Genomic DNA, 20,396 nt, shown 5'->3' on the forward strand with positions numbered 1-20,396 from the left:
AATTTTGACGACGGCCGCGGGCGTGGGGCGACGGGCATCCCCGGTGCATACGCTGGACCAGACGCAGCCGTGCTCCGCGCCGGAGAGGAGGTGGCCCATGCTTCTGGAGATCATCAGCGAAGCGGTCGTCGGGCGGGCCGAGCACACCCTCGCCTGGACCCACACCATGCCGGCCGAGGGGGCGGTCCAGGTCCTGGGGGTGCGGCCCGGCCGCGTGGCGTCCAGCCTGCGCCGGGAGGGCGAGACGCCGCAGGCCGAGCTCACGGTCGAGGTCGACATCTGGTCCCTCGGCCAGGACGGCACCCGGGTGACGCGGGTCCCGTGCCAGACCGTGCAGCCGATTGCGGTCGCTGTGCGGGGGAATCTGCTGAACGACCCTTCGTATGACCTGCGGGTCATCGGCAGCCCGCGCACCACCGGGGTGCGGGTGGAGGAGGATCAGATCCATGTGGACCTGGCCGTCACCGTGGAGGTGGAGGCCAGGGCGCTCACCCGCTACTGGGTTCGGGCGGAGGACCACGTGCCCGCACGCTGACCACATATCGCCTGTGACCCGCGGTCTTTCGGCCGCGGGTCTTCTCTTTGGGCGTTGCGGCTGTCGGGGGCGCGGCCCTGGGGGTGTCGGCCGGGGGTATGTTGGTTTGCGCCGCCACGCAGCCGAGTGGGAAAGGCCGGTTTTTCACTTTGGCCCCGGCGCCGAAGTCGAAAACTTGGGGTTCCCATGTTGAGGTGGCGCGGGATCACGTTGGCTGTCGCTGTCGGCGGCGGTTATGTCAACGCACGGGTCGCGTTATGTCATCTCGGTGGTACCCGTCGGTGGCGACGCTGGGGTGCAGAGCCTTCGCACCGCCCCGCAGCCGGGTGGGAAACGCCGGTTTTTCACTTCGGCCCTGGAGCCGAAGTCGAAAACTTGGGGTTCTCATGTTGAGGTGGGCCCGGGATCACGTTGGCTGTCGCTGTCGGCGGCGGTAATGTCAACGCAGAGGCCGCGTTATGTCATCTCGGTGGTACCCGTCGGTGGCGACGCTGGGGTGCAGAACCTTCGCGCGGCCACGCAGCCGAGTGGGAAAGGCCGCTTTTTCACTTTGGCCCCGGCGCCGAAGTCGAAAACTTGGGGTTCCCATGTTGAGGTGGGCCCGGGATCACGTCGGCTGTCGCTGTCGGCGGCGGTTATGTCAACGCACAGGCCGCGTTATGTCATCTCGGTGGTACCCGTCGGTGGCGACGCTGGGGTGCAGAACCTTCGCACCGCCCCGCAGCCGGGTGGGAAACGCCGGTTTTTCACTTTGGCCCCGGAGCCGAAGTCGAAAACTTGGGGTTCCCATGTTGAGGTGGGCCCGGGATCACGTTGGCTGTCGCTGTCGGCGGCGGTAATGTCAACGCAGAGGCCGCGTTATGTCATCTCGGTGGTACCCGTCGGTGGCGACGCTGGGGTGCAGAACCTTCGCGCGGCCACGCAGCCGAGTGGGAAAGGCCGCTTTTTCACTTTGGCCCCGGCGCCGAAGTCGAAAACCTGGGGTTCCCATGTTGAGGTTCAACTGGGATCACGTCGGCAGCCGCCATACGCTCCGAGCAGGGTTGCCCGGGAGGATGGACCGGAGCGCCACGCAGCATCCCCCGCTGCCGGCACGTGTTGTCCCTGCACGTACACCCCGGGCGAACCCGATCCGGACGCATCACAACAGCTGCGGCCCGCGGCCTTGGCGCCGCGGGCCGCAGCTGTTACGTAAACCTCGCCCGGCTCCGCTGCATACGGTGGAAGGAGGAAAGGCAGGGATGGATGTGAGGGCCCTGGTTCTCTGCGCAGGCCGCGGCACCCGGCTGCGGCCCCTGACCCACACCTGGGCGAAGGCATCGCTTCCCGTTGCCGGGCGACCCATCTGGCAGCACATCTTCGCCTACCTCGCCAAGCACGGATTCGACGAGATCGGGGTCGTCGTCGGCCCCGGCCAGGAGGCGCTGGCTGAGAGCGTCCAGCGGTGGTCTCCGCAGCGGATCAGCGTCATCCTGCAGGCCGAGCCCGGCGGTATCGCCCACGCCGTGGCCGCCGCCCGCTCCTTCCTGGCAGAAGAGCCCTTCCTGCTCTACCTGGGCGACAACCTGACCAACGAGGACCTGAGCCCCGCCCTGCGCCTGTTTCGCACCGCGGCTCCCGCGGCGCTGCTCACCCTGCAGCGGGTGGCCGATCCCCGGGCGTTCGGCGTGGCGGCGCTCCACGGCCGCCGGGTGACCGCGGTGGTGGAAAAGCCGTCGAAGCCGCCTTCGGACCTGGCCATCGCGGGCATCTATTTCTTTTCGCCCGTCGTGCATGACGCCATTGCAGGCCTCACGCCCTCGGCCCGCGGTGAGCTGGAGATCACCGACGCGATCGCACGGCTGATCCAGGATGGCCGCACCGTCCTGGGCCACCGGCTCACCGGCTGGTGGGTGGACGCCGGCAGCGCCGACGGGCTGCTCTCGGCCAACGCCCGGCTGCTGAACGCCATGACCCCAGGGGTGGATCCAACGGCCGTCCTGGAGGATGTGCGAATCGAGGGGACCGTTGCGGTCGGACCGCGTGCCGTCCTCCGCCGGGTGCGGCTGCGGGGGCCGCTGGTCATCGGCGCGGACTGCCGGCTGACCGACAGCGAGGTCGGCCCGTCCACCAGCATCGGGGATGGCGCAGTCCTGGAGGGCGCAAAGGTGTGGAACTCCATTCTCCTCCCCGGCTCCCGGCTGGCGGGGCCGGGGCTGTGTCTCGCCGATTCGGTGGTGGGCGCCGGCGCGTCAGTCTCGGCGCGGCCGGCGGGACCCGTCACCCTGGTGGTGGGCGACGATGCCCGCCTCGCGATGCCGCTGCGGCCGCAGTGAGTATGGGAGGTGACCCGGTGAAGAACAGCCCCGTTATCATCTACGTGCCGGCGGGCGCCGGCGTCTTCGTGCCCGCGTCGGGCAGCGTGCAGATCATCGGTTCGGCGAGCGACGAGCCCATTCAGAGACTGAGCCGCACCGGACACCCGGATACGCAGGCGGAGGATGGTGAGGGGCGGCTTCGCGGACGCGAGGAGGACAGGGTGCGGTGGCGCCCGGCGCACTCGGCCGACGTCGAGGTGGGACGGCGCCCGGCAGAGGGGGACGACGTCGAGGTGGGACGGCACCCGGCAGAGGGGGACGACGTCGAGGTGCGGCGGCGCACAGCGCAGTCGGACGTCGAGACGCAGCGGCGTGCGGCGGAGTGGGACGATGTCGAGGTGTGGCGCCACCCGTCCGCGTGGGGCGACGTCGGGCGGCGTCCCGCGGTGCCCCGGAGCGCAGACGCACGGCTGCGGATGGCGTCCCGGAGCCCGGCCGTTCGCCCGCGGACGCCCGCCGCGGAGGAGGCATACCCCGACCTCGCGGTGCCGCCGGAGATTCAGGCCCTCGCCGAGCGGGCGGCGAAGGCCTGGGACATGAAGGTCACCGGATGGACCGTCGCCGCGACCAAGCCCGAGAAGGGCTGGGGCGCGATCTGGCGGATCGAAACGAACCGCGGCCCCCGCGCCCTGAAGCTGCTGCACCGCCCCTTCGAGCGAAACCTCTTCTCCATCGGCGCACAGCAGTACCTGGTCCGGCGCAAGGCCCGGGTGGCGCCGCTGGTGCCGGCCCGCGACGGGCGTCTCTTCACGGTGGTTGACGGCCGCATGTTCATCGTCGCGGAGTGGATCGAGGGGCTGCGACAGGCCCCGAAGGACACGGTGGACGGCGCAGCCCTGCTCTGCAGCGGCTTGGCCGAGTTCCACCGCAAGTCGCTGGGATACCAGCCGCCACCGGGCGCAGCCCACGCCAGCCGGCTCCACCGCTGGCCCCGGGTCTACCAGAAGCTCAGAACCAAGCTCGACTGGTTCGAGCACCTGGCCCGCGCGTACCGCGACATGCCTGCCAGCCCCTTGCTGCTGGAGGTACTGCCCCGCTTCAAGGCTCAGGCCGACGAGGCGATCCGGATGCTGGAGGCCTCTGCCTACCGCAAGCTCATCGCCCGCGGTGACCAGGCCTGGGGCCTGGCCCACCAGGACTACGGCTGGTCCAACGGGCAGGTGGGGCCCGACGGCAAGATCTGGATCATCGACCTGGACGGCGTCGCCTTCGACCTCGCCTTCCGCGACCTCAGAAAGCTGATCACCGGCACCATGGACGACCGGGGCGATTGGGACCTCACGTGGATGAAGGCGATGATCAGAGCCTACCACGAGGTGCACCCCATCGAGCCTGAGGCGATGCAGGTGATGCTGATCGACATGTATCTCCCCAACGAGTTCTACAAGCTGGTCAAGGACGTGCTCTACGACCCCAACATGCTGGACGGCGCCATGGTCGCCGCCCTGCAACGGCTCCTGGTCACCGACGAGCGCAAGCAGCAGGCCCTGCGGGAGCTGGGTCTGAAGCGGAGGAGGTGACCGGTCCCTTGCGCACCCTGATGATCTGCACCGAGAAGCTGCCCGTGCCGCCAGTGCGGGGCGGGGCGATCCAGACGTATATCCACGCGGTGGCGCCGCGCCTTGCGCGGGACCACCGGGTGACGGTGCTGGGCGTGGCGGACCCCGAGCTCCCCGACCGGGAAATCCGCGACGGCGTCGAGTACTGGCGCATTCCCGGCGGCCCCTTCCCGCAGTACCTGGAGCGGGTGGTGCGCGTGCTGGGCAAGGTGGGGCAGCGGTTTGACCTGATCCACCTGTTCAACCGGCCGCGGCTGGTGATGCCGGTGCGGAAGGTCCTGCCCGAGACCCGGCTGATCCTCAGCCTTCATAATGAGATGTTCCGGCCGGAGAAGATCGGTCCCGAAGAGGCCCGGGAGGCCATCGGCGCGGTGGAGCGCATCGTCACCGTGAGCGACTTCATCGGCCGGGGGGTGGAAGCCCTCTACCCGGAGGCGAAGGGCAAGTGGCGCACCATCTACTCCGGCGTGGACCTGGAGCGGTTCGTGCCGATCTGGTCGCCGGAGGCCCGCCGGATCCGGCAGCGACTGCGGGCCGAGCACGGGCTGGGGCGGGGCCCCATCCTGCTCTACGTGGGGCGGCTCTCGCCGAAGAAGGGGGCCGACATCCTCGTGCGGGCGATGGGACCGATCGCACGCCGGTATCCCGAGGCCAGCCTGGTCCTCGTGGGCAGCAAGTGGTACGGCGAGGACCGCATCAGCGACTACGTCGCGTACGTGCGGGCCCTGGCCGCACGGGCGCCACTGAAGGTGCACACCACCGGGTACGTGCCGGCCGATCAGGTGCACGAGTGGTTCGCCGCGGGCGACCTCTTCATCTGCGCCTCCCAGTGGGAGGAGCCCCTGGCCCGGGTGCACTACGAGGCCATGGCCGCCGGGCTGCCCATCATCACCACCGCCCGGGGCGGCAACCCCGAGGTGGTGCGCGGGCAGGGCAACGGCCTGGTGGTGGAGGATCCCGGGAATCCCGAAGCCTTCGCCCGGGCGATCCTGCACCTGCTGAGCAACCACGACGTGCGGGCCCGGATGAGCCGCCGGGGCCGGGCGCTGGCCGAAGCCCACTTCGGCTGGGACCGGGTGGCGTCCGAGATCCGGTCCGTCTGGGAGCAGGGGTAGGCATGCGCATCGCCCTGGTCTGCACGGAGAAGCTGCCGGTGCCCCCGGTACGGGGCGGGGCGATCCAGACGTATATCGACGGCGTGCTGCCCTTCCTGGCGGCCCGGCACGCCGTGACGGTGGTGTGCCGGACCGACCCGGCGCTGCCGGAGGCGGAGGAGGCGGGCGGCGCCCGCTTCGTCCGGGTTGCGGCCGATGACGGCCCGGAAGCTTACGCCGACCGGGTGGCCGCCTTTCTGGCGACGGAGTCCTGGGACGCGGTGGAGATCTTCAACCGCCCGGCCTTCGTCGAGCGCATCGCCCGGGCCGCCCCCGGCGCCCGGCTCATCCTGTCGCTGCACAACGCCATGCTCGCCCCGGACCGGATCCCTCCGGGGCGGGCGCGGCGGATCCTCGCCCTGCTGGACGGCGTGGTGACGATCAGCGAGTTCATCCGGCAGAGCGCCGTCGCCCACTACGCCGAGTTCGCCGGGAAGTTCCGCACCATCTACTCCGGGGTGGACCTGGACCGCTTCCGCCCGGGTCCGTCTCCGGCCTCCCGGGCGCTGCGGGCAGCGCTCGGGCTGGGGGAACGGCCCGTGATCCTTTCGGTGGGCAGGCTGTCGCCCAAGAAGGGCATCCACGTGGTCCTGGGGGCGATGGAGCGGGTGGCGGCGACGCACCCCGACGCGGTGCTGGTGCACGTGGGTTCCCGCTGGTACGGGCGCAACGACGCCGATGCATACGTAGAGGCGGTGGCGCGACAGGCCGCCGGGCTGGGCGGCCGTGTGCGGATGATGGGCTACGTGCCCTACGCGGAGGTCGACGCCTTCTTCCGGATGGCCGATCTTTTCGTGTGCGCCTCCCAGTGGGAGGAGCCGCTGGCCAGGGTGCACTTCGAGGCCATGGCCTGCGGCCTGCCGGTCGTGACCACCGACCGGGGCGGCAACGCGGAGGTGGTGGCGGAGGGGCGGAACGGTCTTCTGGTGCGGCCCCATGACAGCCCGGAGGCGTTCGCCGCCGCCATCCGGGCGCTGCTGGATGACCCGGCCCTTCGGCAGCGGATGGGAGAGGCGAACCGCCGGCTGGCCGAGGCCCGGTTCGGGTGGAGCCGGGTGGCGGCCGAACTTCTGGCGGTACTGGAGGGGTGAGATGTGGCACGCTTTCTCGTGACCGGCGCGGCGGGGTTCATCGGATCGCACCTGGTGGAGTCGCTCCGGGCCGCAGGGCACGACGTGGTGGGTGTGGACCGCCGTCCGGGGGCCGACGTCCAGGGCGACCTGCTCACGATGGACCTGGCGCCGCTCCTGGACGGCGCCGAGTACGTGGTGCACCTGGCGGGGCAGCCGGGCGTGCGGGAGAGCTGGAGCCAGTTCCCCGCCTACCTCTCCGGCAACCTGCAGACCACCCAGCGGCTCCTGGAGGCCCTCCGGGGGCGGCCCCTGAAGAAGTTCGTCCTGGCCTCCACGTCGTCGGTGTACGGCGACGCGCCCATGCCGGCCCGGGAGGACGGGCCGGCCCTCCCAGTCTCCCCCTACGGCCTCACCAAGCTCGCGGCCGAGCAGCTCTGCGACCTGTACGGCCGGACGGCGGGCATTCCCTGGGTGGCGCTGCGCTACTTCACCGTCTACGGCCCCCGGCAGCGTCCTGACATGGCGTTCAGCCGCTGGCTGAATGCGGCGCTGCGCGGCGAGCCGATCCAGATCTACGGCGACGGCAGCCAGGTCCGAGATTTCACCTACGTGGGCGATGCCGTCACGGCCACCCAACGGGCCGCCCTGCATCCCGTGGTGGGGGTGCCCATCAACGTAGGCGGCGGCAGCGCTGTCAGCATCCAGAAGGCGATCCGGCTCATCGCCGCCATTACGGGACGGCCCATCCGGGTCGAGCACCTGCCCCCCGCCCCGGGGGACATGCGGGAGACCCGGGCCGACACCGAGCGGCTGTGGCGGGAGGTGGGCTTCCTGCCGTCGACCTCCCTGGAGGACGGCCTGTGGCAGCAGTATAAGTGGCTCCTGGCGCAGCGGGCGTGAGGCCGGCCCCCCGGCGGGCCCGCTGCTGCCGGTGTCCGGGCCGGGAGCAGTTCGCCGCCGTTCCGCATAGGTTGATACGAACACATAGCCCGTGAGGAGGATTGCCCTTGTCCAGCATACGGCTGCAGGAGATCATGACCCGTGCCGTCGTGGGCCGGTGCGACCGCCGGGTCGTCTGGACGCACACGGCGCCCGCGGACGGCACAGACTGTGTGCTCGGGGTCCACGTGAGCCACCCGCAGGTGACCGTGGAAGACGGCGCCGAAGGGCCGCAGGTGCGCCTTTCCGCCGTCTGCGAGGTCTGGTGCAGTGCGGGGGACGAGACCCGGGTGCAGCGCATCGCCTGCACACATGCGGAACCCGCCGATGTGCCGCTGGTCGCCCGGGTCGTCGGAGAAACCGAGACCACCGGCCGCCTGCTGCGGGGCGCACGGTGCCTGGAGGCGGAGGTGCGGGACGGGTTGTTCCACCTGACGCTGGAGATGCACGTCGCCCTCGAGACGGTGGGGATGGCCCGGCTCTGGGTGAAGGCCTTCGTCCTCCTGGAGGACGGCGCGGACCTGGACGCCTACAGCTCGGAGACCAGCGACTCTTCCGAGAGCGTGGAGGAGATTCACGCCGAGTGGGAACCGGAGCCCGAATTCGAGCCGTGGGCCGAAGCGGACGGCGCCGAGGAAGCCGCCGCCGGCGGGGAGACGGACGCCGGACCGGCAGCGGAGCCGGAGTGGGATGCGGGACTGGAGACCGACATCGAGCCGGACGCGGAGTTCGCAGCGCGCAAGGAGCCGCAGCCGGAGACGAAGGCCGACGCCTACGACCGGACCGACCTGGCGGCCGTGGCCTCCGTGGAGGTCCGCCGCGTGAGCACCGCGGTCGCGCACTTCCGCGGACCGACGCGGCCCCGCATCTCCATCGTGCAGTAGAACGCGTGAGGGGCTGTCCCGGCCGTTTCGGATGGCGAGGTCATCCGGAACCGGCCGGGGCAGCCCCTCGTCACCGTCAGAGCGCCGCCAGCTCCCGAAGCAGCAGGGCCCGCCGGTCGATGGCCCAGCGGCGGAGCCGGTCGACCTCCCGGGCGTAATCGGCCCTGCGCAGGTATGGGTCCCTTTCCCGCCACGGCTCCACCGCCCGGCTCAGCCGGTCGATGAGCGGCAGCACGTTGTCGGGCGCCAGCGGGCCGTCCAGGGCCCGGCGGAAGGCCGCGCGGAAGCGGCGCCGTCCCTCCGGGTGCGCGAAGATCCGGTGGGACAGCTTGTTCCACCCGGTGACGGGCACCCGGTCCAGCCGGGCGGGCCGCCCGTGGATGTCGATGCCCCAGGTGGCGTCGTAGTCCCACGGGATGATGCGGAACCGCTGCTCCTCGGGCTCCAGGTAGAGGGCGTAGTTGTGCACGAAGCCGTCGCGGTTGCCCACGAAGACCGCGCCGATCACCCAGTGCAGGTAGCGGTCCAGGTCAAACCACCGGTGGACGACCTGCATCAGCGAGGCATCGTCGGCCAGGTTGACGGCCAGCAGCATCTGCCGGATGGGCTCCGGGTCCGCCCCTTCCACCGGGAGATAGCCCCGCTCCAGGGGTTCCTTCAGGGTCCGGGTGAAGGGGCTGATCAGCCCGAAGTTGGCGTTGCGGTTGGTGGCGTAGAAAATCGGACCGGGCGTCCATCCCCGCCGGCGGCAGAAATCCCGGTCCACCGATTCCAGCGCGACGTACAGCCCGGCCGGCTCACCGCTGACCGTCGGGAGGACGTGCCGCCACCGGGGCGCGTCCACCCCCAACAGCGGGAAGAGGGTGTAGGAGAGCGCCGACCTGAGCAGGGTGGGGTCGACGAAGTCGGCGTTCAGGTGGATGCGTCGCACGGTGTGTCCGGCCGGGGGCTCGTCGGGCAGGGGTGCCGCCCGGAGGGTCACCTGCAGAGAGCGCTTGGGGAACTTGCGGGAGTGTGCCCCGCGGATGCGTACCGTGACCGGCAGCGCGGCCCCCCCGTTCCAGCGGAGCGAGCCGGTGAGGCTGCCCTCCGCAAGCCGGGGCCAGGGGTCCGGCCCCAGGTCGAGATCGCAGAAGTCCATGGGTTCACACCCTTCGCAGGACTTGGGCCAGGTGACGTAACGCGGCGCGCGGGCATAGGATGGACCGTCAGGTCGCAGCAGGACCGTATGACCACGGCGGAGGGATGCGAACATGGCTCAGTCCGGGAACCTGATGGAGCGTCTGCTGAACCTGGTGGAGGAAGAGAAGCGGGATATGGAATCACTCTATGCGGAAGAGCCGGTTCGGGCGCACCTGCTGCAGGCGACCGGTGACGCTGAGGACGGAAGCGGCTCCGGGGATGGGTCCGGTTCGGGCTCGGGCGACGAGAGCGGCTCCGGCGACGCGTCGGGTTCCGGGTCGGGCGACGGGTCCGGCAGCGACGAGGCGGACCTGGCCGGCGCCGATGCCGACGGGGGCGGCGGCGACGACGGGTCCGGGGATGATGACGGCTCCGGCGGCGGGGATGCCGGGGGCGACGACGATGGCTCCGACGGCGACGACGACGCCGGGGGCGATGACGATGGATCTGGCGGCGGCGATGCCGGGTCTGGTGACGACGCCGACGACGATGGCGGGTCCGGCGAGGACGCCGACGACGACGGGTCGGGTGAAGTGGAGGCGGACGTGGTCACCGCGGAGGCCGACATGGAGGACGACGCCGGGTCCGGCGACGAGGACGACGCCGACGGGGACGATGGGGCCGGCGGTGACGCCGCGGACGATGGGGACGATGATGGATCCGGCGGCGATGCCGGGTCCGGTGACGACGCCGGCGACGACGGCGGGTCCGGCGAGGACGACGACAACGGGTCGGGTGAGGGCGACGCGGACATGGCGGGCGCGGAGGCTGACATGGCCGACGACGCCGGATCCGGCGACGAAGGCGACGCCGACGGGGATGACGATGGTTCCGGCGGTTACGCCGCCGCCGAGGGTGACGATGATGGCTCCGGCGTCGACGCTGACGGTGACGACGACGTCTCCGGCGGCGACGATGGCGCCGGGGGCGACGAAGATGGTTTCGGCGGCAGCGCCGGGTTCTGAGGAAGGGCAAAGGGGCTGTCCGGCCCGTCATCGGGGATGACGCCGGGGCAGCCCCGTTTTCGCGGGCGCCGCCGGGGCGGGAACCCCGCCGCCGGTCCGGGCGGGCGGGGGACGGGCGTCCATCAGCGCCCGCCGCCCCGTCCCACCCCGATGTGCCGCAGCCCGGCGGCTGCCATCGCCTCCGGGTCAAAGAGGTTCCGGGCGTCGACGACCAGGTCCCCGGCCAGCGCGTCCCGGATCTGCGCCGGCGAAGCGGCGGCGTACGCCGGCCACTCCGTGAGCACCAGCAGCGCGTCGGCGCCGCGGGCAGCTTCCCAGGGGTCGTCGACCAGCTGAAGCCCGTTGGGCAGACCGCCTGGCCCGCAGGTGGTCCCCTTCCCGTCGTCTGCGGTGCGCCCCTGGGGCGCCTGTTCCCCGTCCCCGGCCGGGTTCAGGCTGGCGGCCAGGGCTGCGGCAAAGGTGTGCAGGGCCTGGGGATCGTGCGCGGCCACCCGTGCCCCCTGCGCCAGGAGCGCCGGGACGATCGCCAGCGCCGGCGACTCCCGCACGTCGTCGGTGCCGGCCTTGAAGGCCAGGCCCCAGACGGCGATGCGCCGCCCGGCCACCGGCCCCAGCCGGGCCAGCACCCGCGCCCGCTGCCTGAGGTTGGCGCGGCGGGCCGCCGGCAGCAGGTCCAGGCGCACGCGCCGGCGGCGGGCGGTCCAGAGCAGGCCCGCCAGGTCCTTGGGCAGGCAGGATCCCCCGTACCCGGGGCCCGGCGCCAGGAAGTGGCTGCCGATGCGCCTGTCCAGGCCGACGCCCCGCAGCACGGCCAGGCCGTCGGCGCCGAGGGCGTCGGCCAGCGCCGCGACCTCGTTGGCGAAGGAGAGCTTCACCGCCAGGAAGGCGTTGCTGGCGTACTTGATCAGCTCCGCTTCCTCCCAGCCGGTGGTGATCACCGGCGCCTCGATGCCCCGGTACAGGCCGGCAACCTGCCGGGCCGCTTCCGCACTCTCAGCGCCGACGACGATCCGGTCGGGGTGGAAGAAGTCGTGGATGGCGGTCCCCTCCCGCAGGAACTCGGGGTTGGAGACCACGGCAAAGCCCGGACCCAGCCGGCGCTGTGCCAGGCGGTTGGTGCCCGGCGGAACGGTTGACTTCAGCACGACGGTCAGAGGATGCGCCGGACGGCGCGCCCGCAGGTCGGTCAGGAGGCGCCAGAGCGCTCCCAGGTCGGGGGCGCCCGAGGCGGTCTGCGGCGTGCCGACGCAGACGATGAGCATCTCGGCGCGGCGCACGGCCTCATCGAGCGCTGTCGTTACCGTCAGGGAGCGGCCCAGGTGGCGCTGCAGCAGCTGGTCCATGCCGGGTTCATAAAAGGGGCATTCGCCCTGCTGCAAGCGGGCCACGCGCTGGGCATCGATCTCCAGGAGCAGTACCTCGTGTCCCAGTTCGCAGAGGCAGACGGCTGTGGTCAGGCCAACATAGCCTGCTCCGGCCACGGCGATGGGCAAGAAGCTTCCCCCCGGTGAAGGTGATGTTTCATCTTATGGGGCAGGAGTTGCGGCGGCCTTAGCGAACCTGTGCTCATGCTGAGCCTGAAGCGCAATGGGGGTTAAGCTGGTTGAAGTCATTCGACGGATACATCTTCGATCTGGACGGCACGCTCTACCTGGGGGACCAGGTGATCCCCGGGGCCCCCGAGACCCTGGCCGAGCTGCGCCGCCGGGGCGCGAGAATCGCTTTCCTCTCCAACAAGCCCATCGAGCCGGCCGCGAGTTACGCGGCCAAGCTGAACCGACTGGGCATCCAGGCGGCGGTGGAGGAGGTGCTCAACTCGTCGATCGTGATGGCCCGCTACCTGAGCCGGGTATCGCCCGGCTGCCGGGTCTACCTGATCGGCGAGGAGCCGCTGGCGGCCGAGCTCAGGATGCGGGGCATCCGGCTGGTCACCGACCCGCTGGACTGCGAGTACGTGGTGGTCTCCTGGGACCGGCAGTTCACGTACCAGAAGCTCAACGACGCCCTTCAGGCCATCCGCAACGGCGCCCGGTTTATCGCTACCCATCCCGACCGCACCTGCCCGGTGCCCGGCGGCGAGGTGGCCGACGCGGGCGGGATGATCGGCGCGGTGGAGGGGGTCACCGGCAAGAAGGTGGAACTGATCACCGGCAAGCCGTCGCCCATCACCGTGCAGGAGGCGATGGACCTGCTCGGGCTCACCCCCGATCGGTGCATCATGGTCGGCGACCGTCTGGAGACGGACATACGCATGGGGCGGGAGGCCGGTATGGCCACGGCCCTGGTGCTGACGGGCATCACCCGCCGTGAGCAGGTGGAGAGCTCGCCCTGGAAGCCGGACTACGTGCTGGAGAGCGTGGCCGGGCTGCTGGGCTGACAACACGGGATGAGACAGACGCCCCGCGTGCGGCCGGTGCGGCCGCACGCGGGGCGCGTTGCGCGTGCAGGCAGGCGGTGCGTGAGCGATCAGGGCGCCGCGTCCCCGACCACTTCCACCGTCCACAGCTCGGCGGGGAAGGTGAACAGCACGTCGCCGCCGTCCCACACGATCCGCACCCGGGTGTCGCCGTTGAACGCGGCGATGATCTCGTCCCGCCGGCTGAAGTCCGCGAAATCGAACTCGGTGAGCAGCCCCATCGCGGGTTGCTCGGGCGTCAGGTCGACGTCCCACATCCCGGGGTCCAGGTTGGTGCCCAGCAGGGCCCTGGGGGTGATGCGGAAAACCTCCTCCGGCAGCCACACCGCGGCGTGCACGTTCTCCAGCGTCTCGTCGGCGAGGGAGGTGACCATGATCTTCACGGCGGCGATCCCTGCCGTCGGCGTCCCGGGTTTTCGCAGGATCCGGAGGGTCGGCTCCACCGCGAAGGGCACCTCGTCCAGCGTCTGCGGCTCCATTCCCGGGGGGATGTCCGCGGGGATCAGCGCCGTCACTTCCACGGGCTCCGCGGCCGGCGCGCCGGCGCACCCGGCCAGCAGGGCGGCCGCCAGGAGGATGGCGGGCAGAGCCGCCCCTGGCCACCGTCGGTTCATCGGGGACCCTCCTCGTTCCGGAGTGCTGAGAACAGTCTGACGGAAGGCGGTCCCTGTGTCAACCAGGCGATCCCTCCTGGCGTTCCCGGGTCCCTGTGCCCGCCGCAGCCCACCGCACCCCGCAGAAGCTTGACCCATCGCTTTTTCGTGGCACGGGAGCAGACCTCCCTCATATACTTTATCCCAACCGTTGACAGGAGGCGGGCGTGAGGAGAGAGGAGGGTACCCGTGGATCTGAAGGAGCGGCTGGAGCAGCACAGGGCGGAGGAGCAGCGCCTGGCCTGGGAAGGCACCTTCCTGGAGTACTTCGAGATCGTCAAGCGCAACCCCGCAGTGGCCGACCTGGCGCACGCGCGGGTTTACAACATGATCATGTCGGCTGGCGTCGAGAAGAACGCGGACGGCCAGAAAACCTACAAGTTCTTCAGCGACGAGATCTTCGGGCTGGAGAAGCCGCTGGAGCAGCTGGTGGAGTATTTCCGCTCGGCGGCCAAGCGGCTGGAGGTGCGCAAGCGCATCCTGCTGCTGATGGGGCCGGTGGGCGGCGGCAAGTCGACCATCGTCTCGCTGCTGAAGCGGGGCCTGGAGCGCTGGTCCCGCACCGAGGAGGGCGCCATCTACGCGATCAAGGGCTGCCCGATGCACGAGGAACCGCTGCACCTGATCCCGCACGAGCTCCGGGACGAGATCCGCAAGGAGTACGGCATCTACATCGAGGGCGACCTCTGCCCGGCGTGCCGGCAGATGGTGAAGGACAAGTACGACGGACGGGTAGAGGACGTGATCGTGCAACGCATCGCCTTTTCCGAGAAGAATCGGGTGGGCATCGGCACGTTCACGCCGTCCGATCCGAAGAGCCAGGACATATCTGAGCTGACCGGTTCCGTCGACCTCTCGACCATCGGGCAGTACGGCACCGAGTCCGATCCCCGGGCGTACCGGTTCGACGGCGAACTGAACGTGGCCAACCGGGGCCTGATGGAGTTTATCGAGATGCTGAAGTGCGACGAGAAGTTCCTCTACGGCCTGCTCACGCTCAGCCAGGAGCAGTCCATCAAGACCGGCCGGTTCGCCATGATCTACGCCGACGAGGTCATCGTCAGCCACACCAACGAGAACGAGTTCAACGCCTTTGTAAACAATAAGAAGAACGAAGCGCTAAAGGACCGCATGATTCTGGTTCGCGTGCCGTACAACCTGAAGGTAGACCACGAGGTGAAAATCTACGAGAAGCTCATCAACGACTCGGGGCTGAAGGGCATCCACATCGCGCCGCACACCCTGCGCATCGCCTCGCTGTTCGCCATCCTGACCCGGCTGGAGCCCTCCAAGAAGGCGGGGCTCAGCCTCATCAAGAAGGTGAAGCTGTACAACGGCGAGTCGGTGGAGGGCTTCACCCAGAAGGACATCCGGGAGCTGCAGGAGGAGGCGCCGCGGGAGGGGATGGTGGGCATTTCGCCCCGCTACATCATCAACCGGCTCTCCAGCGCGCTCGTGCGGGAGGGCGTCACCTGCATCAACCCGCTGGACGCCCTGCGGGCGCTGAAGGACGGCTTCGAGCAGCACACCGGCATCACCCGGGAGGACAAGGAGAAGTACCTGAACTTCATCTACGAGGCCCGCAAGGAGTACGACGAGCTGGCCCGCAACGAGATCCAGCGAGCCTTCATCTATGCCTTCGAGGAGACGGCCCGGTCGGTGTTCAACAACTACCTGGACAACGTCGAGGCGTATGTGAACAAGCAGAAGCTGATCGACCCGATCACGGAGGAAGAGGTGGACCCGGACGAGAAGCTGATGCGCTCCATCGAGGAGCAGATCGGCGTGACCGAGAACGCCAAGAAGGCCTTCCGGGAGGAGATCATGATCCGCATCTCCACCCTGGCCCGCAAGGGGCTGAAGTTTGACTACACCAGCCACGAGCGGCTGAAGGAGGCCATCGAGAAGAAGCTGTTCGCGGACATGAAGAACGTGGTGAAGATCACCACGTCGACCCGCACGCCGGACCCGGAGCAGCAGAAGCGCATCAACGAGGTGGTCCAGCGGCTGATCGACGACCACGGGTACTGCGAGGTGTGCGCGAACGAGCTGATCCGGTACGTGGGCACGCTGCTCAGCAGGTAGCCGGGCAAAGAGATGCAAGATGCGAGCACCCTGCGCATGCGGGGTGCTCGTTGGCATGGTCCGGCTGCTCCTCTGGGTCGTGGCTGTGCCACTCCCACCCGGCCGGTTGGGCGGGAGCCCAGACACGTCTGGCGGGCCTGCCGCTCCGGCCAGCCGTGTGGTGGCCCAGGCCGGCAGAAGGGGGTGAACCCGAGGGCGTGGCCGAGCAGTCTTCTCTGGCGAGGAGGTGTGCTCCATGCTGGACTCCCCGAACCGGACCCACCCTGCACCGCGGACATCGGTATGGCGTCAGATCCGCAAGGCCCTCACCCATCCGGCCGGGCTCACGTTCCTGGCGCTGTGGCTGGTGGCCGCAGCCACGCTGGTCTGGCGCGGCTACCCCCGCCTGGTCGTCTCGGTCGCGCTCATCGCGGGCCTGTCCCTCCTCTTCGTCACCCTCCTGCTGAACCGTCTCGCCCCGTCTCCTCCTGAGGGCGACGCCCCCCGCCACAGCCGCGCAGCCCTGTGGGCGCAGGTGGCCGTCATCCTCGTCATCATCGTCCTGACGGGCCTGAGCGCCATGGTCTTCCATAAGGTCGCCCCGGCGGGGTGGGAGCAGATTCCGCTGTGGACGCCGCTGGAGCAGGCCCTGGAACGGGCTGGCGGGCGGCTGTTCGGAAACGACAACTGGGTGCGCAACCCCGTCCTGTACATGGTCCTGCCCGGCGCTGTGCTGCTGTTGCTGGGGGTCAGGCCGGCGGAGATGGGTCTGCGGCAGGGGTATCGCTCCTGGGCCCTGACGGTGCCTTTTCTCATCGTCTGGGCCGGCCTGGCGGTGGTGGGGACCGCGCTCGGCAACACCCGGGCCGTTTCCATGCTTCCGTATGCCGTGCTGGACAACTTCCTGCAGAACGGATTCATGGAGGAGTTCCTGTTCCGAGGCGCCCTGCAGTCCCGGCTGAACCCGCTCATCGGTGAGGAATGGAGCCTGGTCGTCAGTTCCCTGCTCTTCGGGCTGTGGCACCTGGGTGCAGACACCGCCATGTTCCAGGGTGACTTCTGCGCGGGCCTGGCGCTGTCCGTGGCCAGCCAGGCTGCCATCGGCCTGGCGTTCGGGATGCTCGCTCAGCGCACCCGAAGCCTGATCGCGCCGACCGCGGCGCACATCACCCTCAACCTGCTGGGTTGAGGCGCAGCAGCCTGCGCACGCTGACCGGAGCAGAGAGAACGATCCTCCCCGGGGCTGGGAGGCCCGGCGCGGAGATCGCGCCGGGGCGCCTCAGCTGATGTGGAGTCCGCCCTCCGGCGGAACCATCTGTGAGGTCATGAGCGTCATCTGGACAGGAGCCGTCCTCAGCGGGCGGACAGCCCCTTTGTGGACCGACGGACGATGCAGAAGGGGGCCGGGAACATGGCAGGGAGAGTCACCGGCCGTATCGGCGGCGCGTGGGTGGGCAACGACATTCGCGTGTCCTACGAGCACGGGAGCATCACGGGCCGCTTCGGCGGCGCCTGGATCGGCAAGGACGTGGCGCTTGAGTTCGACGGCGCGGAGCTGCGGGGCCGCTGGGGCGGCAGATTCGACGGGCGGGATCTGCGCTTCGTGATCCGCGGCAACACCGGCACAGGCCGCATGGGCGGCGACGTCGTCGGCTGGGACATCGCCCTGGAGCAGGACGGCCACCAGATCACCGGCCGGATCGGCGGCAGCGTCGTCGGGGCCGACATGCGGCTGACCACTGGGAACGGGCTCCTCAGGGGACGCATAGGCGGCGATGTCGCCGGCAAGGATTGCGATCTGCAGGTGGAAGGGGTACCCTACCTGGTCGCCGCGGTGCTGGCGGCCATGGTGTACTACCAGATGTACCTGGACAGCTCCAACGCGGCGGCGGGGTCGTGACGAGGTACGCCTCTCGCCATCGGGCCGGTGCATCTACCTGCCATAAGCCTGTCTCCGCCGGGCTGCCGCGGCCCGGAGGAGCAGCGGGAACGAAAGGGCCAGGCAATACAGAGGAATGCCCTTCTGCAGGGTCGGCGGGTGGACGCCCATGAAGTCCAGCGCGGGGCTGTCCTCCCCGGGCCTGGCGTACCACATCACGGTGTACAGGACCTGAAACGGCTTCTCATTTTTGGGTGGCCAGCGCAACCAGCAGCCGGGCTACCCATGCCGCGGACAACCGGCGGCGCACGGTATGCGCGGCGTCCAGGACGACCTCTTCGTCCCGGGCGCCGCGTTGTTGTGAAGGCAGAGGCGAGCACCCCCGGAGCCGGGGGTGGTCGCCTCTGCCTTGTCGCCCATCTCGCGTATTGACCGCGTCCATGCGATCGCGTATACTTACAACTGAGCATAATCGAGCACGATCAGTCATCATAATTCGACTGGATGTGAGCATATGTTCCCGGAAGAGCGGAAGCGTCGCATCATTGAGCGGGTGCGCAGCGGCGCGTCGGTCACCGTGCAGGATCTCAGCAGGGCCTTCGGCGTGTCGGAATCCACCATCCGCCGGGACCTGCGGGAACTGGAGCGGGAGGGGCTGCTGGAGCGGACCCACGGCGGCGCCGTGCCGGCCGACCCCACGCTCTCGGAGCCCAGCTACGCCGAGAAGTCCGACCAGAACCGGGCCGAGAAAATGGCCATCGCCCGGGTGGCGGCGGGCATGGTGCACGACGGCGCCTCCATCATCCTGGACGCCGGCACGACCACGCTGGAGATCGCGCGACTGCTGAAGGACCGCCGCAACCTGACGGTGGTCACCAACGCCTACCCCGTCGCCGCAGAGCTGGCCGATGCGCCTGGCGTCGAGGTGATCGTGACCGGCGGCTCGGTCAGGGGCAGGACGCTGGCGCTGGTGGGCCCGCTCGCGGAGCACGCGCTGCAACAGGTAAATGCCGACATCGTCTTCTTGGGTACCAATGGCATCGACCTCGAGCGCGGGCTGACCACACCCACCACGGCGGAGGCGTCTGTCAAGCGGCGGATGATCGCCGCCGCCCGCAAGGTGGTGGTGGTGGCCGACAGCAGCAAGGCCTGGCGCGTGGCCTTCGCCGCCGTCGCTCCCGTGAGCAGCATGCACATGCTGATCAGCGACCGGGGCCTGGATCCGCGGCTGGCGGGCGAGCTGCTCTCCCGGGGCATTCAGGTTCTCACCGCCGAGTAAAGGGGATGCATTAGACGTTGAAAACCATCACGACCGTCGCCCTCAACCCCGCCATCGACCGCACCCTGGTCGTGCCCGGGTTCGCGGCGGGCGCCACCAACCGGGTGGCGGCGGCCCGCATCGACCCCGGGGGCAAGGGGATCAACGTCGCCCGGGCCGCGCAGGCCCTGGGCGCCCGGGTGCAGGTCCTGGGGTTCCTGGGCGAGGAAAATGCCGATCTGATTCTGAAAAGCCTCGCGCAAGCGCAGGTGGCCCATGAGTTCCTGATGGTCCCGGGCGAGACCCGGGTCAACCTGAAGATCGTCGAGCCGGGCAGCGGTCAGCTGACCGAGCTCAACGAGAGCGGTTTCACGGTGGCCGGGCGGCAGATGCGGGACCTCATCCGGCTGGTGGAGGAGCGGCTGCCGGAGACGGCGGTGCTGGTGCTGGCGGGCAGCCTGCCGGCAGGTGTGCCGGATACCATTTACCGGGACCTGATTGTCCTGGCGCGGCAGGCCGGCGTCCCGACGATCCTGGATGCCGACGGGGAGCCGATGCGCACCGCGCTGGGGGCCCGCCCGACTCTGATCAAGCCGAACCTGCACGAGACCGAACGGCTGCTGGGCCGGCGCCTGGAAACGCCGCACGCCGTGGTGCAGGGCGCACGCCAGCTCCTGGGGCGGGGGCCCGAGGTGGTGGTGGTTTCCAGCGGCGCCGAGGGTGCGGCGCTGGTGACCCCGGAGCAGTCCTGGTGGGCGACGCCCCCCGACATCCGGCCGGGGAGCACGGTCGGCGCCGGCGATTCGATGGTCGCCGGTTTCGCCGTGGCGCTGAGCGGCGGCCTGCCGCTGGCCGAGGCGCTCCGGCTGGCCACCGCCGCAGGCACCGCCACGGCTGGACTCGACGGTACGCAGGTCTGCACCCGCGACGCGGTGGACGCGCTGCTGCCCCGGGTGCGCATTGAAGCGTTGAGCTGTGATGAAGAAGGAGGTGACGAAAGGTGAGCATCCGGGAACTCATCACACCGGATACCATTACGCTTGATCTGAAAGCAGGAAGGCCCGAGGAGGCGATGGCGGAACTGGGCGCCCTGCTGGCCGCCACCGGCGCAGTGCGCGACCTGGACACCTACCTGGAGGCCGTGAAGTCCCGGGAGGCCCAGGGCACCACGGCGGTGGGCTTCGGGGTGGCGATCCCCCACGGCAAGAGCGGGGCCGTCAGCCGGGCCGCAGTCGCCTTCGGCCGCAGCCGGACCAGGCTGGAGTGGGAGAGCCTGGACGGGGAGCCCGTGCGGATGGTCTTCCTGATTGCCGCACCCGAAGGCGCACACGACCTGCACCTGAAGGCGCTGTCGCAGCTGGCCCGGCTGCTCATGCATGAGGATGTCCGCCAGAAGCTGCTCACTGCAGAGACTCCGGCCGACGTGATCGACGCCCTCCAGTAACCCGCAGACCCTGTGTTCCCGCAACGCTTGCATG

18 protein-coding genes are annotated in these 20,396 nt (G+C 69.9%); 15 read left to right on the forward strand and 3 right to left on the reverse strand.

Annotated features, from left to right (window positions below; all coding sequences use genetic code 11):
• The first annotated feature begins 97 nt into the window (after positions 1–97).
• The 7 genes from ACZ5UM_RS09035 to ACZ5UM_RS09065 all read left to right on the forward strand — a co-directional run bounded on the left by ACZ5UM_RS09035 (position 98) and on the right by ACZ5UM_RS09065 (position 8,501).
• Positions 98–535, forward strand: a complete 438-nt coding sequence (locus tag ACZ5UM_RS09035; protein ID WP_464843641.1) for a hypothetical protein — start codon at positions 98–100, stop codon at positions 533–535.
• A 1,241-nt stretch (positions 536–1,776) separates the two neighbouring features.
• On the forward strand, positions 1,777–2,850 hold the full coding sequence (locus ACZ5UM_RS09040; RefSeq protein WP_464843642.1) for a glucose-1-phosphate thymidylyltransferase: 1,074 nt from the start codon (positions 1,777–1,779) through the stop codon (positions 2,848–2,850).
• 17 nt (positions 2,851–2,867) lie between these two features.
• Positions 2,868–4,412 (forward strand): CotS family spore coat protein, encoded by a 1,545-nt coding sequence (locus ACZ5UM_RS09045; RefSeq protein ID WP_464843643.1) that lies wholly within the window; start codon positions 2,868–2,870, stop codon positions 4,410–4,412.
• A gap of 8 nt (positions 4,413–4,420) precedes the next feature.
• Positions 4,421–5,566 (forward strand): glycosyltransferase family 4 protein, encoded by a 1,146-nt coding sequence (locus tag ACZ5UM_RS09050; protein ID WP_464843644.1) that lies wholly within the window; start codon positions 4,421–4,423, stop codon positions 5,564–5,566.
• Between the two features lie 2 nt (positions 5,567–5,568).
• On the forward strand, positions 5,569–6,696 hold the full coding sequence (locus tag ACZ5UM_RS09055; protein ID WP_464843646.1) for a glycosyltransferase family 4 protein: 1,128 nt from the start codon (positions 5,569–5,571) through the stop codon (positions 6,694–6,696).
• A gap of 3 nt (positions 6,697–6,699) precedes the next feature.
• Complete coding sequence (locus ACZ5UM_RS09060; protein WP_464843647.1) at positions 6,700–7,578, forward strand: NAD-dependent epimerase/dehydratase family protein; 879 nt, start codon at positions 6,700–6,702, stop codon at positions 7,576–7,578.
• Between the two features lie 107 nt (positions 7,579–7,685).
• A complete protein-coding gene (locus ACZ5UM_RS09065) occupies positions 7,686–8,501 on the forward strand; it encodes a hypothetical protein (RefSeq protein ID WP_464843648.1) in 816 nt (271 codons plus the stop codon).
• 76 nt (positions 8,502–8,577) lie between these two features.
• Here ACZ5UM_RS09065 and ACZ5UM_RS09070 read toward each other — a convergent pair whose 3' ends face one another.
• A complete protein-coding gene (locus tag ACZ5UM_RS09070; protein WP_464843650.1) occupies positions 8,578–9,642 on the reverse strand; it encodes a CotH kinase family protein in 1,065 nt (354 codons plus the stop codon).
• A gap of 112 nt (positions 9,643–9,754) precedes the next feature.
• On the opposite strand from ACZ5UM_RS09070, the gene ACZ5UM_RS09075 reads away from it, so the two are divergent.
• Positions 9,755–10,648, forward strand: a complete 894-nt coding sequence (locus tag ACZ5UM_RS09075) for a hypothetical protein (RefSeq protein WP_464843651.1) — start codon at positions 9,755–9,757, stop codon at positions 10,646–10,648.
• 122 nt (positions 10,649–10,770) lie between these two features.
• Here the strand turns inward: ACZ5UM_RS09075 and ACZ5UM_RS09080 are convergent, their stop codons facing one another.
• On the reverse strand, positions 10,771–12,141 hold the full coding sequence (locus tag ACZ5UM_RS09080; RefSeq protein ID WP_464843652.1) for a UDP-glucose dehydrogenase family protein: 1,371 nt from the start codon (positions 12,139–12,141) through the stop codon (positions 10,771–10,773).
• 110 nt (positions 12,142–12,251) lie between these two features.
• Between ACZ5UM_RS09080 and ACZ5UM_RS09085 the strand changes: the two genes are divergently transcribed.
• Positions 12,252–13,025 (forward strand): HAD-IIA family hydrolase, encoded by a 774-nt coding sequence (locus ACZ5UM_RS09085; RefSeq protein ID WP_464843653.1) that lies wholly within the window; start codon positions 12,252–12,254, stop codon positions 13,023–13,025.
• An 89-nt stretch (positions 13,026–13,114) separates the two neighbouring features.
• Here ACZ5UM_RS09085 and ACZ5UM_RS09090 read toward each other — a convergent pair whose 3' ends face one another.
• A complete protein-coding gene (locus ACZ5UM_RS09090) occupies positions 13,115–13,678 on the reverse strand; it encodes a hypothetical protein (protein ID WP_464843654.1) in 564 nt (187 codons plus the stop codon).
• A gap of 228 nt (positions 13,679–13,906) precedes the next feature.
• Here ACZ5UM_RS09090 and ACZ5UM_RS09095 point away from each other — a divergent pair, with 228 nt between their 5' ends.
• The 6 genes from ACZ5UM_RS09095 (at position 13,907) to ACZ5UM_RS09120 (ending at position 20,362) form a co-directional block, all read left to right on the forward strand.
• The gene (locus tag ACZ5UM_RS09095; protein ID WP_464843656.1) at positions 13,907–15,802 is read left to right on the forward strand and encodes a PrkA family serine protein kinase; all 1,896 of its coding nucleotides are present in this window, start codon (positions 13,907–13,909) and stop codon (positions 15,800–15,802) included.
• 235 nt (positions 15,803–16,037) lie between these two features.
• Positions 16,038–16,970 (forward strand): lysostaphin resistance A-like protein, encoded by a 933-nt coding sequence (locus ACZ5UM_RS09100; protein ID WP_464843657.1) that lies wholly within the window; start codon positions 16,038–16,040, stop codon positions 16,968–16,970.
• Positions 16,971–17,192: 222 nt separating this feature from the next.
• Entirely contained in the window at positions 17,193–17,681 is a 489-nt protein-coding gene (locus ACZ5UM_RS09105) for a hypothetical protein (RefSeq protein ID WP_464843658.1), read from the forward strand.
• 493 nt (positions 17,682–18,174) lie between these two features.
• Positions 18,175–18,939: a DeoR/GlpR family DNA-binding transcription regulator gene (locus tag ACZ5UM_RS09110; protein WP_464843660.1), complete on the forward strand. Its 765-nt coding sequence runs from the start codon at positions 18,175–18,177 to the stop codon at positions 18,937–18,939.
• Between the two features lie 17 nt (positions 18,940–18,956).
• On the forward strand, positions 18,957–19,922 hold the full coding sequence (gene pfkB, locus ACZ5UM_RS09115) for a 1-phosphofructokinase (RefSeq protein ID WP_464843661.1): 966 nt from the start codon (positions 18,957–18,959) through the stop codon (positions 19,920–19,922).
• Entirely contained in the window at positions 19,919–20,362 is a 444-nt protein-coding gene (locus tag ACZ5UM_RS09120; protein ID WP_464843662.1) for a PTS sugar transporter subunit IIA, read from the forward strand. Before pfkB ends, ACZ5UM_RS09120 begins: the two co-directional genes overlap by 4 nt.
• The last annotated feature ends 34 nt before the right edge of the window (positions 20,363–20,396 follow it).

This window comes from Symbiobacterium ostreiconchae, from assembly GCF_055396975.1.

Excerpts from the sequence above, each read along its gene's own strand:
- ACZ5UM_RS09055 (WP_464843646.1), top strand. The coding sequence starts at position 5,569 with ATGCGCATCGCCCTGGTCTGCACGGAGAAGCTGCCGGTGCCCCCGGTA.
- ACZ5UM_RS09100 (WP_464843657.1), top strand. The coding sequence starts at position 16,038 with ATGCTGGACTCCCCGAACCGGACCCACCCTGCACCGCGGACATCGGTA.
- ACZ5UM_RS09110 (WP_464843660.1), top strand. The coding sequence starts at position 18,175 with ATGTTCCCGGAAGAGCGGAAGCGTCGCATCATTGAGCGGGTGCGCAGC.
- ACZ5UM_RS09090 (WP_464843654.1), bottom strand. The coding sequence starts at position 13,678 with ATGAACCGACGGTGGCCAGGGGCGGCTCTGCCCGCCATCCTCCTGGCG.
- ACZ5UM_RS09040 (WP_464843642.1), top strand. The coding sequence starts at position 1,777 with ATGGATGTGAGGGCCCTGGTTCTCTGCGCAGGCCGCGGCACCCGGCTG.
- ACZ5UM_RS09105 (WP_464843658.1), top strand. The coding sequence starts at position 17,193 with ATGGCAGGGAGAGTCACCGGCCGTATCGGCGGCGCGTGGGTGGGCAAC.
- ACZ5UM_RS09075 (WP_464843651.1), top strand. The coding sequence starts at position 9,755 with ATGGCTCAGTCCGGGAACCTGATGGAGCGTCTGCTGAACCTGGTGGAG.
- ACZ5UM_RS09035 (WP_464843641.1), top strand. The coding sequence starts at position 98 with ATGCTTCTGGAGATCATCAGCGAAGCGGTCGTCGGGCGGGCCGAGCAC.
- ACZ5UM_RS09070 (WP_464843650.1), bottom strand. The coding sequence starts at position 9,642 with ATGGACTTCTGCGATCTCGACCTGGGGCCGGACCCCTGGCCCCGGCTT.